This window comes from Bartonella propinqua, from assembly GCF_047263965.1.
Taxonomy (GTDB): Bacteria; Pseudomonadota; Alphaproteobacteria; order Rhizobiales; family Rhizobiaceae; genus Bartonella.
The window spans coordinates 49,784-66,894 of the sequence record NZ_JBLEBK010000001.1 but is presented as its reverse complement, the minus strand read 5'-3'; the positions used below and the strand labels follow the sequence as shown (position 1 = coordinate 66,894).

Annotated in this window: 13 protein-coding genes; 10 read left to right on the top strand and 3 right to left on the bottom strand. The window is 40.7% G+C overall.

Features of this window, described 5'->3' with window-relative positions; genetic code table 11:
• Window positions 1–416: 416 nt before the first annotated feature.
• The gene (locus ACMFKV_RS00300) at window positions 417–5,120 is read right to left on the bottom strand and encodes an NAD-glutamate dehydrogenase (protein WP_413154197.1); all 4,704 of its coding nucleotides are present in this window, start codon (window positions 5,118–5,120) and stop codon (window positions 417–419) included.
• 284 nt (window positions 5,121–5,404) lie between these two features.
• Between ACMFKV_RS00300 and ACMFKV_RS00295 the strand changes: the two genes are divergently transcribed.
• The 4 genes from ACMFKV_RS00295 (at window position 5,405) to rpsP (ending at window position 8,623) form a co-directional block, all read left to right on the top strand.
• Window positions 5,405–6,064: a carbonic anhydrase gene (locus tag ACMFKV_RS00295; RefSeq protein WP_336287546.1), complete on the top strand. Its 660-nt coding sequence runs from the start codon at window positions 5,405–5,407 to the stop codon at window positions 6,062–6,064.
• Window positions 6,065–6,313: 249 nt separating this feature from the next.
• Window positions 6,314–7,888: a signal recognition particle protein gene (gene ffh, locus ACMFKV_RS00290; RefSeq protein ID WP_413154362.1), complete on the top strand. Its 1,575-nt coding sequence runs from the start codon at window positions 6,314–6,316 to the stop codon at window positions 7,886–7,888.
• 24 nt (window positions 7,889–7,912) lie between these two features.
• Window positions 7,913–8,242 carry a chorismate mutase gene (locus ACMFKV_RS00285; RefSeq protein ID WP_336287793.1) on the top strand — a complete coding sequence of 110 codons (330 nt, stop codon included), beginning with the start codon at window positions 7,913–7,915 and terminating at the stop codon, window positions 8,240–8,242.
• Window positions 8,243–8,257: 15 nt separating this feature from the next.
• Window positions 8,258–8,623, top strand: coding sequence for a 30S ribosomal protein S16 (gene rpsP / locus ACMFKV_RS00280; RefSeq protein WP_336287545.1), 366 nt, complete (start codon window positions 8,258–8,260; stop codon window positions 8,621–8,623).
• A 132-nt stretch (window positions 8,624–8,755) separates the two neighbouring features.
• On the opposite strand, the gene ACMFKV_RS00275 is transcribed toward rpsP, so the two are convergent.
• Entirely contained in the window at window positions 8,756–8,971 is a 216-nt protein-coding gene (locus ACMFKV_RS00275) for a DUF1674 domain-containing protein (RefSeq protein WP_336287544.1), read from the bottom strand.
• An 85-nt stretch (window positions 8,972–9,056) separates the two neighbouring features.
• On the opposite strand from ACMFKV_RS00275, the gene htpX reads away from it, so the two are divergent.
• From htpX to ACMFKV_RS00250, 5 genes are all read left to right on the top strand, one after another.
• The gene (gene htpX / locus ACMFKV_RS00270; RefSeq protein ID WP_413154196.1) at window positions 9,057–10,100 is read left to right on the top strand and encodes a zinc metalloprotease HtpX; all 1,044 of its coding nucleotides are present in this window, start codon (window positions 9,057–9,059) and stop codon (window positions 10,098–10,100) included.
• A 42-nt stretch (window positions 10,101–10,142) separates the two neighbouring features.
• Window positions 10,143–11,510, top strand: coding sequence for an RsmB/NOP family class I SAM-dependent RNA methyltransferase (locus tag ACMFKV_RS00265; RefSeq protein WP_413154194.1), 1,368 nt, complete (start codon window positions 10,143–10,145; stop codon window positions 11,508–11,510).
• Between the two features lie 64 nt (window positions 11,511–11,574).
• A complete protein-coding gene (locus ACMFKV_RS00260; RefSeq protein ID WP_413154193.1) occupies window positions 11,575–13,284 on the top strand; it encodes a heparinase II/III family protein in 1,710 nt (569 codons plus the stop codon).
• A gap of 160 nt (window positions 13,285–13,444) precedes the next feature.
• A complete protein-coding gene (gene purH / locus ACMFKV_RS00255) occupies window positions 13,445–15,061 on the top strand; it encodes a bifunctional phosphoribosylaminoimidazolecarboxamide formyltransferase/IMP cyclohydrolase (protein ID WP_336287540.1) in 1,617 nt (538 codons plus the stop codon).
• Between the two features lie 161 nt (window positions 15,062–15,222).
• On the top strand, window positions 15,223–15,375 hold the full coding sequence (locus tag ACMFKV_RS00250; RefSeq protein ID WP_336287539.1) for a DUF1127 domain-containing protein: 153 nt from the start codon (window positions 15,223–15,225) through the stop codon (window positions 15,373–15,375).
• 276 nt (window positions 15,376–15,651) lie between these two features.
• On the opposite strand, the gene ACMFKV_RS00245 is transcribed toward ACMFKV_RS00250, so the two are convergent.
• Window positions 15,652–16,440, bottom strand: a complete 789-nt coding sequence (locus ACMFKV_RS00245) for an SURF1 family protein (protein ID WP_413154192.1) — start codon at window positions 16,438–16,440, stop codon at window positions 15,652–15,654.
• A gap of 279 nt (window positions 16,441–16,719) precedes the next feature.
• Between ACMFKV_RS00245 and rpmB the strand changes: the two genes are divergently transcribed.
• Complete coding sequence (gene rpmB, locus ACMFKV_RS00240; protein WP_336287537.1) at window positions 16,720–17,013, top strand: 50S ribosomal protein L28; 294 nt, start codon at window positions 16,720–16,722, stop codon at window positions 17,011–17,013.
• The last annotated feature ends 98 nt before the right edge of the window (window positions 17,014–17,111 follow it).

The following is a 17,111-nucleotide window of genomic DNA, read 5'->3' as shown; positions in this document are numbered from 1 at the left end:
AACATGCAGAGGTTTGCTACTGCCGTGAGGCATTTGTTTTCTAAGCAAGTCAACAATCTTCAAGTTTTATTTTTATTTTGAACTCTATGTCTAAAAATACAGACAGCCAACCCGTCCTTCCTTGTTGATTACCCATGGATGGGTAAACTTGGGATTTTTAAAGCTTGGTCGTCTTGCACTGCTTTAAGTTTGAGAAGCGGTGTTTATAGTTAAGTATTATTCAACATGCAGAGGTTTGCTACTGCCGTGAGGCATTTGTTTTCTAAGCAAGTCAACAATCTTCAAGTTTTATTTTTATTTTGAACTCTATGTCTAAAAATACAGACAGCCAACCCGTCCTTCCTTGTTGGTTACCCATGGATGGGTAAACACTCGGGGTTTTAAAGTTTGGCTGTCTGTCTTGCATTATTTTAAGTCTAAAAAGCAATGTTTTGCAGTTGTGCAATCATTCCTGCTGCATAGGTAAAGCGAGAAATGTTGAGATCGTTTTCAACAAGGGTGCCAATGCGATTTGTGACATTGTGAATATGATCTTCTTTTGTTTTACTCCAAGCTGCGAATGGGTCGTCTTGTTCTCCATAATTTTTCAGGATTTTCGTAATGATTGCTCGTAAACTTTCAGCAATGTTTTCTTTAGCTTGGCTTAAAGCCATATTATCATAATAATCGAGTACAGGGATTGTTCGACTTGCTTCATTAATACGGTTGGCACGAATGATTTGAGTAAGTGAGAAGTAAATTTCTGCAGTTTTAATCAGATCACTATTATTTTGTTTTGCAATCAGAGAAATATCACAAGTTACTGGCGCAGCTTCCAAGAGAGCCAGTTGTTCTGCTAAATCTTTTGGTGCTCCTTCTTCACTATAATGGATCACTTTTTCTCTAATTTTTTGATTAATATCTTTATCGTTGGAACACACAAGCTTTTTTTCAATAATGTTACGGGCTTGTTTAATTGTTTTCACAAGTTCTTCTAATGGAACAGAGAGATCCATATTGCGTAAACCCCAATTGGTTGCCTCAAAGAGCATAGAGGTAATTGTTGCATACAATTTATTTTGGACAAGACCAGGTATCTTATTATCGAGATTATCAATTTTATCAGACAATTGAGGAATTTCAAATCCATCACGAAGTGCAATGAAAACACGGATAATATTTTCAATCTTTTGTTCTGTTGCATCTTGTAGGCGACTAACAAAAGTAGGCCCTCCCCGATTCACAATATCGTTGGCAATAAGGGTTGCAATAATATTGCGACGCAATTGATGATGGATGATTTCTTTTTCAAAGCTTTTCTGGATTTGGGTTGGAAAATAATGCAGTAAAGTTGTGTCAAAATAATTATCATCAACAATGGGGCTGTGAACAATTTCTTCCTTAAGAGTTAATTTAGCATAAGCTAAAATAACTGCAAGTTCTGGACGGACAAGTCCTTGACCTTTGGTTATCCTTTGGCGCAAAGTTTGCTCATCAGGGAGAATTTCAACTCTACGATCCAGAAGGTTTTTCTGTTCCAGATCTTGCATAAAGCGTATCTGATAAGGCAAATCAACGATGCTTTGGCTTTCAGCCAAGGATAGAGCAAGTGGTTGCAAATAGTTATTACGCAAGACTAACTGTTCAACTTGAGGGGTCATTTTTTTCAAGAGTTCGTTGCGCGCTTCACGGGTAAGTGTTTTTGCACGAAGTGCTGAGGCAAGAACAATTTTGATATTCACCTCCACATCAGAACAATTAACGCCTGCAGAATTATCAATGGCATCTGTATTGCATCGTCCACCGTTTAAGACATATTCAATCCGACCACGTTGTGTCATGCCCAGATTAGCCCCTTCACCAACAACCTTTGCACGGATTTGTTCACCCATAATACGCAGTGCGTCATTTGCACGATCACCTACTTGGGCATCGGTTTCTGTTGCTGCACGTATATAAGTACCAATGCCGCCAAACCATAAAAGATCAACAGGTGCTTTAAGAATAGCAGAGATAATTTCAAAAGGTGTGCCTGTTTGTTTATCATAGCCAATGGCTTGTGCTGCTTCAGGTGAGAGAGTAATGGTTTTCGCTGTGCGTGAAAAGATACCACCGCCCTTTGATAATTTTGTCTGGTCGTAATCTTGCCAACTTGAGCGAGGGAGTTGAAATAAGCGCATACGCTCTGCATAGCTTTCTGCTATGTTTGGATCTGGGTCGATAAAGATATCGCGGTGATCAAAGGCAGCGATAAGCTTTGTTTGTTTGGAAAGTAACATTCCATTTCCAAAAACATCACCAGACATATCGCCAACCCCAACACAAGTAAAAGGGGTTGTCTGAATATCATGATTAAATGACTCTCGAAAATGTCTTTTAACCGCTTCCCATGCACCTTTGGCTGTAATTCCCATGGCTTTGTGGTCATAGCCTGCTGATCCTCCAGAGGCAAAAGCATCATCAAGCCAAAAGTGATCCGCTTGGCTGATAGCGTTGGCAGTATCAGAAAAGGTTGCAGTGCCTTTATCGGCAGCGACAACGAAATAAGGATCATTTCCATCATGGCAGATGATATTGTGGGGTGCAGTTATTTTGCCATTAATCAGATTATCGGTAATGGAAAGTAAAGCCGTGATAAAGTCAACATAAGCTTGTCGCGCGGCTTCTGCTATTATGGCACGGTCGTTGGTTTGGGGAAGGCGATGAGGATAGAATCCACCTTTTGCACCTACAGGAACGATAACTGCATTTTTAACTTGTTGCGCTTTGACTAAATCGAGCACTTCAGTGCGGTAATCTAGTGCGCGATCAGACCAACGAATCCCACCGCGGGCAATAGGACCAAAACGCAGATGAACCCCTTCAACTTCTGGTCCGTAAACGAAAATTTCTCGATAAGGACGTGGTTCAGGCAAACCTTCAATTTGTCGTGGATCCAACTTAGTTGCTAAAATACGCCGTGGACTACCATCTTGCAGAGGGGCAAAGGCATTGGTTCGTAAACTTGCGTTGATGAGATTACGGTAACGGCGTAAGATGAGATCATCATCTAAACTTGGTACTTTTTGTAATTTTTCTTCAATGCGTTGTTGAATGATTTGCTGGTCTTTTTCCCGCTCTTTTTCTGTGTGGCTTTGGTGAAATTTCAAATGGAACAAAGCATAAAGATCTTGAGTAATATCAGGATAGGTGTTTAAAGTTTGGGCAACGCGTTTTTGTGAATAAGGAATGCCAGTTTGTTGGAGATAGCGTCCATAATGGCGCAAAATAACAATTTCGTGCCAATTAAGTTGTGCCGTTTGGGTTAAGGCGTTAAAGGCATCATTGTCAGCGTTTTGCGACCAAATGGCTTCGAATGTTTCAGCATAATTTTGACCAGCTTTGTCAAAATCAATACAGAGTTGGAAAGCACTTTCCAGTTGCATATCATGAAGATACACAGGGTGTCCGTTGCCATCTGGTAATTCAAGTGTTTGTTCGGTAAGAACCCGAAACCCCATATTTTCAAGGAGTGGGACACGTTTAGAAAGGGCAAGTGCTTCATAACGGTGAAACAATCTGAGTGAAATTGTTTGTTTTTCTTTATTGTGCGCGTGATAAAAAGTAACAAAAAGCGGTTTTTTATCATTGAGATTTAAAATATGTTCTGCATCTTTAATTGCATCTTCAGCTGAAAATAAATCACGATAGCTGTTGGGAAAATGACTTGCCAAACGTGTTTGTTGAGCTGTTGTTTTACGGGTAAGAGCTATGGCTTTTACACTGTCTTCCCAATTTTGTGCTATGGAACGCACATTTTTTTCAAGTGTGGCACGCTCAATAACAGGGGCGCTTTCGCTTCCTTTGCGATGAATAATATAATGGACGCGTGTGAGTGTGCTTTCTAAAAATAGCGGACAGGATTCAAAAAAATCACCTTTGTAAAGTTCAACAAAATATTCGCCAATTTTTTCACGAATATTGCTGCTATATTGGTCACGGGGTATATAGACAAATATAGAAACAAAACGCCCAAAAGAATCTGTATGAGCGAGAACCCGTAAACGTGGGCGTTCATCTAATTGCATGATAAGTTTGGCATTTTCCGTCAGTGTATCAACATCAGAGCGAAACATTTCATCTCTTGGATAAGTTTCTAAAACACTGATAAGGGCTTTTCCAGAATAATCAGCGCGATCATATCCAAGACGTTGAATAATGGTTTTGGCTTTCTCTTTTAAGAAAGGAATTTGTAAAATAGAGTGTGTGTAAGCTGAGGAGGTAAAGAGCCCGACAATGCGTAATTCTCCACACAAACGCCCTTCTTTATCAAAGATTTTAAGACCAATATAATCGAGCCAAACAGGACGGTGAATTTTTGAGCGACTGTTGGCTTTTGTCACAATAAGTAGCTTATCACTTTCCATAAAGGATAAGATTTCTTGGGGAGGCTCTTCTACGCGTGCATCACCAATAATGCGAATAGAGGCATCAGTGAGAATACCCAGCTCAATGTCACTGACTGTAAAAGCTTTTGTAGGCTCTTGATCTTTGATGAAGTTATAAGTACGCATGCCAAGGAAGATAAAGTTGTTGTTCATCAGCCAGTTAAGAAATTCAATGGCTTTTTCACCTTCTTGTTTGTAACTTGCTGGGAGGTTTGTTTGATAGACATGAATATGCTTCTCAACTTGCTTCAGCATGGGTTTCCAGTCTTGTACAGCAGCATTGACCTGTTCAAGAACTAAAGCAAGTTCGTCTTTGAGTTTTTGTATTTGTTGTTCGTTTAATGATTCGATGTGGATTTGCATCAGGCTGATGCGTTGTCCAGAGGAACAATCAAGGACGGGATGTGCGATCAGATAAATGTGATTTTTGTGTTGATTGAAGACATTTAAAATGGAATCAAGGAGGAAGGGTTTGTTATCGTTGACGAGCGTGATAGCGGTTATGGGTTTGTTATTGCGGGTTAAGTTTTGTTCAAAGCAGATGGTATTTTTTCCTGCTTGATGAAGATTGAAGGCTTCAACGGCAGCGGTTGCAGCCTTTTGGAGTTCTTTGTCTTCATAACAGGCAATATCTTCTTTATCGGTATGAGCAAACAGGATTTGTTCTATTTTATCTTGATTACTTTTTGTCTCTGATGCTGTTTGTTTTAACACAATGATTTTCCCTTTTTTCTTTAAATTGGTGAAATTTCTCTTCATAAGAACAGGTTTTTACACCATTTTCCGCAATGTATCATTTAGCTGCTTCTTTCTGCAAGGAATAGTTATTTTAGTGATGATAATAAACTTATTCTTTTATGTTATAGTAATAGTTAATAATAAAGTTATAGTAATAAATTGATATATTAAGAAATATTTTACGATGATGAAAGAATATTTTTAATTGTTTTGTATGTTAATGACTTATTTTAAAACTATACAAGGTGAAAGCAGAGAGAATGGCGTATTTACCAGAAAAACTTTTAAGTGGTTATCAGTCTTTTATAAAAAATCATTTTTCATATAAAACAGTAGAGTATCAGCAATTGGCAGTTAAAGGACAAAAACCTGAGATTTTAGTCATTTCTTGTTGTGATTCGCGTGCAATACCAGAAACAATTTTTAATGCAAAGCCGGGTGAAATTTTTGTGCTGCGCAATGTGGCAAATTTGGTTCCCCCTTTTTCTCCAGATCACCAATATCATGCAACATCAGCAGCTATTGAATATGCAGTGCAATTGCTGAAAGTTAAGCATATTGTCGTTTTGGGGCATGCCTATTGTGGAGGTGTGAGCACTGCTCTTCAAGGAGCGTGCAAATCCTTATCGTCAGATGACTTTATTGGTCAATGGATAAACCTTTTGGCACCAGCAGCACAAATAGTTGTTAGCAATAAGTCGTTGACCATTCCAGAACAACAGATGGCATTAGAGCAACTTTCTATTCGCCATTCGTTGCAAAATTTAGAAACATTTCCATGGATAAAAGCGCGCAAAGATCAGGGCGTTTTGATGTTGCATGGAGCTTGGTTTGATATCTTAAGTGGTGAATTGTGGAATATGGAGCTAGAAACAGGCAATTTTGTGCGCATTGAGGTTGAGAATCCTAAACAGTCATGAAAATGCTTGTTGTTTTTTGGCTTTGTATAAAACTGTACGATAAACCTTGACAAAGTGGGGGTTTTGTTGTTTGAAAGATGAGAGCTTTCAGTGACAAGATGAACTTGGAGCCACCGACTGAGACCCCGCATTATGGGTGTGAAGAGATCTCAGAGGTCAACATTCGACGACGCGTTGCGTTCTCGGATGCTACTTTGGTTTGTTTGATGCTACTTTAGGTTTGTTTATTGTGCAGTAATGGAGTAAATGATATTTGAGTCCTTGCAAGAACGGCTTGGTTCCATTCTGTCTCATTTGACAGGGCGTGGCGCTTTGTCGGATCAAGACGTCGCAGCGGCGCTGCGCGAAATTCGTCGCGCTTTATTGGAAGCTGATGTTGCACTTGATGTCGCTCGTTCTTTTATTGATAGGGTTCGTGAAAAAGCTGTCGGGTCTGCAATTGTTAAATCAATTAAACCTGGACAGATGGTTGTTAAGATTGTTCATGATGAACTGGTTAACATACTTGGAAATGAAGGCGTTCTGAGTGATTTAAATGCTCCAGCACCTGTTGTTATCATGATGGTGGGTTTGCAAGGTTCTGGAAAAACAACGACAACAGCAAAACTTGCAAAGCGTTTTACTGATAAACACAATAAAAAAGTTTTAATGGCGTCATTGGATACACGCCGTCCTGCAGCACAGGAACAATTGCGTCAATTAGGAGAACAAGCAAAACTTGCAAGTTTGCCAATTATTGCAGGTCAATCTTCTGTTAATATTACAGAACGTGCAGTACAAGCAGCCAAGCTGGGCGGTTATGATGTGCTTCTTCTTGATACGGCAGGTCGTAATCATATTGATGAGGCTTTGATGCTCGAATTGGCTGAAATTAAAGCTTCTTCCCTCCCTCATGAAATTATGTTGGTTGCGGATAGTCTTACGGGGCAAGATGCGGTTCATCTTGCTCGCTCTTTTGATGAGCGCGTAGGGATTACAGGCATTATTTTAACACGTATGGATAGTGATGGTCGTGGTGGTGCGGCTCTTTCAATGCGTGCTGTTACGGGGAAGCCAATTAAAGCAATCGGGGTTGGTGAAAAAATAGATGCTCTGGAAGAATTTTATCCCCGTCGCATTGCAGATCGTATTCTTGGAATGGGCGATATTGTTTCTTTAGTTGAAAAAGCTTCCGAGGTGATGGATCATGAAAAAGCGGCAGCTTTTGCAAAAAAGCTGCAGGCTGGAAAATTTGATCTGAATGATCTTGCAGACCAATTGCACAAAATGAAAAAGCTTGGGGGTATGGGCGGTCTTATGGGGATGTTGCCCGGCTTGGGTAAGGTAAAAGATCAGATCGCAGCCGCGGGTCTTGATGATCGTTTGTTTAATCGTCAATTGGCTATTATTTCATCAATGACGCCTAAAGAGCGTGCCAATCCAGAGATTTTGAAGCATAGCCGCAAACAACGAATCGCTAAGGGGTCTGGCACGAGTGCTGCTGATATTAATAAGCTTTTGAAGATGCACCGCCAAATGGCTGATATGATGAAAGCCATGGGAGGAGGGAAAGGTAAAAGCGGTTTAATGGGGAAAATGTTAGGGGGTCTTGGTTCCAAAATGGGGCTTGGTGGTATGGGAGATTTTGGCAAAGGTTCTGGAGCTGTGCCTGATTTATCGGGGTTTGATCCAAAGCAATTATCAGCACTACAAAAGCAGATCGAGAGTGGGAATGGAGGAACAGTGTTGCCTGGTCTTCCAAAACGTGGCTTCACATTTCCTCATTTTTCCAATGAAGCTGCTGGTGGTGAAGAAAAATTTCCTCAGCATCCCAAGAAAAAATAAGATGCAGAGAGAAAAGGAAGTATGATGCAGGAAAAAATATTGGACGAATTGGCGCATTTGCGAACATCTATTGATAATTTTGATGCAGCGTTGATTCGTATTTTAGCAGAACGCTTCCGTTGTACACAGACAGTTGGGCATTTAAAAGCCCGTTATGATTTGCCTACAGTCGATCCTCTGCGTGAGCAACATCAGGTAGCGCGTTTGCGTCAATTAGCCCTAGACAGTCACCTTGATCCCGATTTCGCTGAAAGATTTTTAAAATTTATCATTAAAGAAGTTGTGCATCATCATGAGATGATTGCAGAAGAGCAAAAAGCAAAACAAGTAAATTTAAACGAAAGCCAGAGCTGATAATAGGAGATAAATATGGCATTGAAAATTCGTTTGTCCCGTGGAGGTTCAAAAAAACGTCCTTACTATCATATTGTTGTTGCGGATGTTCGTAGTCCGCGCGATGGGCGGTTTCTTGAGCGTGTTGGTGCATGGGATCCAATGTTGCCTAAAGATGGACCGCGTGTAAAACTTAATGAAGAACGTATTCAATATTGGCTTGGTCAAGGTGCGCAGCCAACAGATCGTGTTTTGCGGTTTTTGGATGCTGCTGGTTTAAGAAAGCGTCCAGTTCGCAATAATCCACGCAAAGGTGAACCTGGCAAAAAAGCACAAGAGCGTATAGCTGCTGCAAAACAAGCCGCTGAAGAAGCATCAGCTTCTGCTTCAGAAGAAGCATGATGATTCGCAAATATAACCAACTCTGCCTTTAAAGGCTTTTATATATAAGATAGCTGATCATTATCCGTTTTTTTGTAAAAACGGATCTTCTTTAAAAGGGTGTTTGATTTTTTAAAAATCAACATGAATCTTTTAAAAGTCAATGGCGCGGCCTTTGATTTCCCAGTCTCCATAGCGTGAAGGGTCTTTGCCGCCGCGTCCACCGTTTTCTAGAGGTTTATTTTCATTGGTTTCATGTCTACGCCTTTCCTCAGCTTCCATGAGGGCGCGTTGCGCTTCGGGAGAAAGGGGGTGGGGGTTATCTATTATTGCATTTTGTTCGTGTAGTTTCTTGTCTTTTTTATCCATTTTACACCTCTATTTCATTGAAGAAGAAGAAAGAAAACACCATCATATAGGAATGATTATGTTTTATCATGGAGTTTTTTGAGTAATGAACATAATGCGTACAGTAATGCTTTTGGCTTTTATGACTGCTCTTTTTATGGCAGTTGGTTATCTCGTTGGGGGCAGCAATGGTATGGTTGTGGCATTTTTAATCGCGGGAGGATTGAACTTTTTTTCTTATTGGAATTCGGATAAAATCGTTTTACGCATGTATGGTGCGCGTGAAGTTGATCAGCATTCATCTCCCGTTTATTATCAGATTGTGAGCGATTTAGCGCGAAAAGCCTCTCTTCCTCAACCAAAAATTTACATTATTGATAATATGCAGCCAAATGCGTTTGCTACGGGACGCAATCCTCAAAATGCAGCTGTTGCTGCAAGTACTGGCTTATTAAAGCAGTTGAGTGTAGAAGAAATTTCTGGGGTTATGGCACATGAGTTGGCACATATTGAGCATCGTGATACGTTAACAATGACTCTAACTGCAACGATTGCAGGGGCGATCTCAATGCTTGGTAATTTCGCTTTTTTTATGGGGGGACAGCGTAATTCTTCAGAAAATTCTCATGGTGCTGGAGCGCTTGGGAGCATTATTGCTCTGTTTGTTGCGCCTTTTGCAGCTATGCTTGTGCAAATGGCTATTAGTCGTACGCGTGAATATGCTGCAGATCGGCGGGGTGCTGAAATATGTGGCAATCCCTTATGGCTAGCTTCAGCATTGAGTAAAATTGCAGGTGGGGGGCATACGATACATAATGAAGAAGCGGAGCATAATCCAGCAACAGCGCATATGTTTATTATTAATCCGTTGAGTGGTGAAGGGGCTGATAGCCTTTTTTCTACCCATCCAGCAACGGCGAATCGTATTGCAGCTCTTTATCGGCAAGCTGAAGAGATGAACGAATCAATGGTCAAGAGCATGAAGCGGAATGCAAAAGGTGTTTTTTACGCAGACAATAAGGATTTAGATTCTGAAAATCTAAATTACAGTGCTCAAATCAGTGTACCAAGTAACCAAGAAAAAAGCGCTTTGCAGCGCGTTAAAAAACGTCCTTCTTGGCTTCGTTATAAAGAGTCGAAGAGGTCTTAATCATAAAGCATGTAAGGGAATATAAGGCATCAAGGCATTATTGTGAAGCATGAGAAAGCGGGTCATGTGGCTGAAAAAAATACTCCAGGATTAAGTGTTAGGAAGCTGTGTGTCCGTTTGTTAGGAGCAGTGCTTGATAAGCAGACGTCTCTTTCTGGTTTGACGGATAATGAGCATGGACATCCGCAGTATTTAGGGTTGACACATCGAGATCGTTTGTTATGTCGGGCTATTTTGAGAACGGCGTTGCGTCATCGAGGGCAAATTATAGCTATTTTATCGCGCTTTTTAACGCGACCTTTGCCTGCACAAGCATTTTCACTTCAGCATCTTCTGCATATTAGTGTGGCACAAATTCTTTATCTTGATATTCCCGATCATGCTGCGATTGATTTAGCTGTGCGCGTGGCAAAAATTGATCCTCGTATGCGTCGTTTTTCAGGGGTTGTAAATGCCATTTTACGTAATGTTGCACGTGAAGCGGTGTTTTTACGCCAAAAATCTCCTGTTCTTGAAGGAGTTCCAGCTTGGTTTGGACAGCTTTTAGTGTCCACCTATGGTGCAGAAGTGGCAAATCAGATTTTGACAATGCAAAGTACTGAGCCACCACTCGATTTGACTGTGAAGTCTGATAGTATTGGGTGGGCTGAGCGGCTTGGGGGTATTGTTTTGCCCAATGGTTCAGTTCGGTTGAACAATTTAAATTGTTCTGTCACTGATTTACCAGGATATGCAGAAGGGGCATGGTGGGTTCAAGATTTTGCGGCAGCATTGCCTGCTCGTCTTCTTGGCAATATTCATGGCAAACAGGTTGCTGATCTTTGTGCCAGCCCTGGAGGAAAAACAGCGCAATTGGCTTTGCAAGGGGCTGATGTGACGGCAGTTGATATGTCTGCTAATCGGGTAAAGCGTTTAAAGGCAAATATGGAGCGGCTTCATTTTTCGGTTCGCTATTGGAAGGGGGATGTGAAAAATTTTCATCCCAACCAGCTTTTTGATGCTGTTCTTCTTGATGCTCCTTGCTCTTCTACAGGAACAATACGTCGTCATCCAGATGTTTTATGGACGAAATCGATGAGCGATATCGTCAAGCTAGCGGCAGTGCAATATGATTTGCTTTTGGCAGCAATTGCTTTGGTGAAGAAGGGGGGACGCATTGTTTTTTCTAATTGTTCGCTGGCAAGGGAAGAAGGTGAAGATCTCGTTGAAAAAATTTTATCGACACGCAATGACATTGTTTTAGAGCCTATTGGTAAAGAAGAAATGAAGAATATGGCACATTTACTTTCTGTTAAGGGAACTGTGCGTACAACGCCTGCTGACTTTTGTCATGAAAATTTTGATGCTGAGAAAAAAGCATTGTCAGGAATGGATGGTTTTTTTGCAGCACGTTTCCAGAAAATAATTTAATTAACGGTTCATTTACTAAAATGGCTGAAATTGTGCTCAATTGAGCATATACGGAGATGGAATTGTGGCGGTTGCGGTAAAAAACCCTCAGATAAAGGTATCAGCTTTTATATATATGATGCACCAATGGATGCGGCGTTTATGGGTAGGACCGTTGTTTCGTTGGCGCTTTTCGGGGTTTAGTCCTCAAAAAATTTTAGCCCATCCCATTGATTTGCAATTAGCTGATCCAGTAGCAGCACATGAATTTTATCATGGTCGTTTTGCTTTTGCTGGTCATATTGTTCATTCTGGTGCTGCTTCACCTTTTTCGCTTATTCCACCAACGCCAAAATGGGAAGCAGACCTTCATGATTTTCATTGGTTGCGTCATATGAGCGCAGCAGACAGTGATTTAGCTGCAGCTCATGCGCGCGCTTTACTAGAAGATTGGCTTGACCATAATGGCAAGAAAATAAAAGGGCTTCCTTGGAGTGGAGCAGTGGTAGCACGGCGCCTGATTTCATGGATTTGTCATTCGCAAATGTTATTGGAAGGGGCAGGTGAGCGGTTTAAAAAGCGTTTTTTGCGTGCGATTGGTTTCCAATTTCGTTATTTGCGCATCATCATTTGCAGTATGGAGCACAATGATCAACGTTTACAAGCGGCAGTGGCTTTGACATTTGCATCTCTTGCTTTGCCTGTTTCTGTAGCGATGAAAAAAAAGGTGAGGATTCATCTTGCAGAGGAGCTTTCGCGCCAGATTCTTGTTGATGGTGGGCATATTTCACGCAGTCCTGCTGTCTTGCTTAATTTGTTATCGGATTTATTATCTTTACGTCATCTTTTTATGCATAGTAATGAAAAGGCTCCGCGCATTTTAATTGATTCTGTTGAGCGTATGTTGCCAGCTTTGCGGTTTTTTATCCATGAAGATCAGACATTGGCACATTTTAACGGGGTGGGATCTGTTTTGCCTGAACGTTTATCGACAATTTTAAAGCTTGATGAAACAGTGGGGCATCCTTTTAGTTATGCACGTTATTCAGGGTTTCAACGTTTACAGGCTCATCAAACGACAGTGCTTGCAGATACGGGAAAATTTCCACCACGTTTTGCTGCAGAGTATGCTTGTTCAGGCTGTTTATCTTTTGAAATGTCTTCACAAGGGAGCCGTTTTATTATCAATACAGGTGTTAATTCTTATGGGTGTGAAGGGTATCGACGTTTCGGGCGTGTTACGGCAGCACATTCAACGGCAACGGTTAATGATTGTTCAGTGGGCACTTTTCGTAAAAAAAAGAGGTCTGATGCTTCCTTTTTACTTGAAGGTCCCACAGATGTTAAAGTGCATCGTATAGAAGATTCAGAAAAAATAGGTTTTATTGCGCGTCATAATGGTTATGTGCGACCTTTTAATCTTGTGTATGAGCGTGGTCTTATTTTAGCGAAAAATGGTGCAATGATTGAAGGTTTTGATCGTTTTTTTACATCGCAAAAAGGGCAGTCAAATCGGTACAAGGTTATTCACGAGGAACAAAATAATGCTGCTGTTCGATTTCATCTTCATCCAAGAGTGGAAGTCAAGTATGATGGTAATTGCGTACGTTTAGCTGTCGAGAGCGGGCAAGTGTGGTATTTTATATCGCCTGATACTGATATTTATCTTGAAGATTCGATTGATTTTACTGGATTAAAAGGCCCGCAACGCACGCAACAGATTGTTTTGTATTTTCGCCCTGCAGTTCAAGAAAAAGTCCGTTGGCGCTTAATTCGTCGTCAGTTAAAACAATGAATTTGCTTCCCCATGACATGCAGACAGAAGAAGTCACTCTTCTGTTGTGTTAAAAAAAGAGACATTCTACCCTTGCAATGTATTTTGATAAAGACGTATGTTATAAAACATAAGCTTATTTTACTTATATTTTAACCATTTTATTTTTAGGATTTCTGTTATGGGTGTTGTTGCAAAGAATTTTCCCATACCTGATCTGCATCGGGTTCGTCGTGCTCTTCTCTCTGTGTCTGATAAAACAGGGGTGGTTGCGTTTGCGCAAGCGCTTCACACTTATGGTATTGAATTAATTTCAACAGGAGGCACAGCCAAAGCTCTTATGGAGGCTGGTTTACCTGTAAAAGATGTGGCACAAGTGACGGGGTTTCCAGAAATTATGGATGGACGTGTCAAAACACTCCACCCCTTGGTGCATGGTGCTTTATTAGGTGTCAGACAAGATCCTAGTCATGCAGTTGCTATGGAGAAGCATGGCATTAATGGAATTGATCTTCTGGTTGTGAACCTTTACCCTTTTGAAGAGACATCCCAATCTGGAGCTGATGGGCAAACAATTCTTGAAAATATTGATATTGGTGGACCAGCAATGATTCGTGCTGCGGCAAAAAATCATGCTTATACTGGTGTTATCACAACGGTGAGTGATTACGATTTTGTTCTTGATGAATTAAAGCAACATGATGGGTGTTTAAGTTTTGCTCTGCGACGTCAGTTAGCAATGCGTGCTTATGCGCATACGGCTGCTTATGATTCGGCAATAGCGGCGTGGTTTGCACAGGATTTAAAAATTGAAAATCCGTCTTGGCAGAGTTTTTCTGGTCATCTTGAAAGTGTCATGCGCTATGGGGAAAATCCGCATCAACAGGCAGCTTTTTATCGCAATAGTGACAAGCGTTTTGGTGTTGCAACAGCAGAACTTTTGCAAGGCAAAGCACTCTCTTATAACAATATGAATGATACAGATGCAGCATTTGAACTTGTAGCAGAGTTTGATCCTCAAAAAACTGCCGCTGTTGCTCTTATTAAGCATGCCAATCCTTGTGGTGTTGCAGAAGGACACAGTTTGAAAGAGGCTTATTTAAAAGCTCTTATGTGTGATAACGTGTCGGCATTTGGTGGCATTGTCGCTTTAAATCAACCTCTTGATGAGGAATGTGCGAGGGAAATTGTCAAAATTTTCACAGAAGTTATTATTGCTCCTGATGCAACAATGGCTGCACGTGAAATCATTGCGCAGAAAAAAAATCTTCGTTTACTAATCACAGGTGGAGTGCCTGATCCGCGTTGTGGAGGGCTAACTGTCAGAACACTTGCGGGGGGAATTTTGGTGCAATCGCGTGATAATATGGTTGTTGATGATCTTAAACTGCAAGTGGTGACAAAGCGGGTACCAAGTCAGGATGAAATGCGTGATCTGCAATTTGCTTTTCGTGTGGTAAAACATGTTAAATCAAATGCCATTGTTTATGCAAAAAATAGTGCAACGGTTGGGATTGGTGCTGGGCAAATGAGCCGCATTGATTCAGCTAAAATTGCTGCACGTAAAGCTGAGGAAAGTGCACAAAGAGCAGGCTTAACAGAAGTTCCCACTAAAGGATCGGTGGTTGCGTCAGATGCATTTTTCCCTTTTGCAGACGGTTTATTAGCAGCTGCTGAAGCTGGTGCAACGGCGATTATTCAACCAGGGGGATCAATGCGCGATGAAGAAGTCATTGCTGCAGCTGATGCGCATGGTTTGGCTATGGTTTTTACGGGGGTGCGGCATTTCCGTCATTAACGGTTTTTTTCTGAGTGGTTGATCTTTTCGAATAGGATAAATTTTAAACGCGCTTTTCATGTTGTAAGTGCATGCCAGTTATGCAGTTATGGCACAGCTGTTTTTTGTATTTTGCTCTACCTTTATCTTAAAATGTAACAGAAAGCTTAAGGAGAGAAGGTATGAATATTTTGCGTTCTTACAGGAGTTGGCGCCGTTATCGTCGGACAATGAATGCGTTAAGTGATCTTTCAACATATGAACTCAATGATCTTGGCATTAGTCGCGGTGAAATTGATTCGATTGCACGGCGTTATTCGCGTAAGTCTTGTTGATTTTTGAGACATGCTTAAGAATCGTTTTATTGTGAATTGTCAGTTGATGTTTAGGTGCTGGGGAGGGGAAGTTTTGTTTTAGGTTTGTTCACTCAGAGTGAAGTTGGGTGATTCATATGTTTTTTGATGAAGCTGCTGTTACTTTTAAAACAGGAATTAAATATGTAGTGTTTTCAGCGTGATATGTTGACAATAGCTTTGTAATGAAAAATGCGTTTTTTGAAGTAAAAATGCTCAAGAACCTGTTTAAAGGTACAAAATGCTTTTTATGTATCTTTATTCATCTTTTTCTCGTAGAAGGAAAAGAGAAGCGCCTAAAACGCCAGCAGCCAAGATAAACCACGTGATAGCATAGACAAGATGATTATTGCGAAAATGTACAACAGTTAAACCAGCAATGGGAAGGTTTTCCTGCGTTGCTGTTTTTGCCTTGGCATCAATGAAATAAGGAGCAACAGTAGAAAGTCCAAGCTTGTGTGCCATAGCGGGCAGGTCGCGTGTATACCATAGATTGCGATCTGGATTATTTTTGCGGGGAAAAAATCCATTGTTTTCGCTCATGCGTAGCAGACCTATAATGGTAATTTGCTCTGTATTCATGACAGAAGAGTGATGGGGAGGGGAATGCGTGGGTGATTGCTCTGAGCGTTGAAAGTGATGACGCGCATCCATGGGGACAAAACCACGATTCACAAAAGTTAATGCGTTATCAGCTGTTTGTAAGGGGGTCAAAACCCAATAACCACTTGTATCTTGTGCCATTGCAATAACAAAGATATTTTTATCTTTCAGAAGTTTTCCTGTGATAGTGACAGGTCGATATTCATCTTTTTCAAAAGTAATATGCGCCCATTGATTTTGAGGTGGTGCTTCGATAGGGGGCAAATGAATACGTTGATGAGCGCTGGTGATAAGATTTTTCTTCCAGTTTAATCGTTGTATTTGCCACACACCTAGTGCACTGAAGAGAAGGAAAAAAAATACACATAAAATACCAAACAGAATAGAAGAAAAACGGATGCGTTTGTGTTGAGGTTCTGTCATGGGGTAATCTATTTTGCTCATGTTTAATGATTCTTTTAGCAGGGTGAGCATTGAAAAATTAGCACGGTGCGTGTTAAAAAAAAACATTTTTTATAAGAAAAAACAGGAAAGTTAGCTGATAAGAGCTATAAAAGGATTCACAAAAGACTTGACCTTTCATTGCGGACATCTTATTAAAAAAAACGATCTTTCAAGAGTGTCCGCTTAAGGCAGTATTGTGTATTCATATAGTGTTGTGTATTCATTCTGTCTTGCTGGGATTGGGGTTTAAGAGTTTCTTAGAATTTAAAGGTGAAGTCTATGTCTCGTGCTTGCGAATTGACAGGAAAAACGGTTCAGTACGGCAATAATGTTAGCCATGCAAATAATAAAACCCGTCGTCGTTTTTTACCAAATCTTTGCAATGTGACATTGATTTCAGAAGTGTTGCAGCAAAGCTATCGTTTACGTGTTGCAGCAAGTGCTTTACGTTCTGTTGAGCACCGCGGTGGTCTTGATAGCTTTTTGGTAAAAGCTGATGATAAAGAATTGTCACAGCGGGCGCGTTTGTTAAAGCGCCAGATCGTTAAGAAAAAGGCTGAACAAGTAGCGTAATCGTCTAGCTTTTTACAAAACTGAATTGCTTTTTCTCATTTGAGGGGAGAAAGGGATTGTTTTTTAGTTTTTTACTGTTTGATCGCTGTATTTTAATG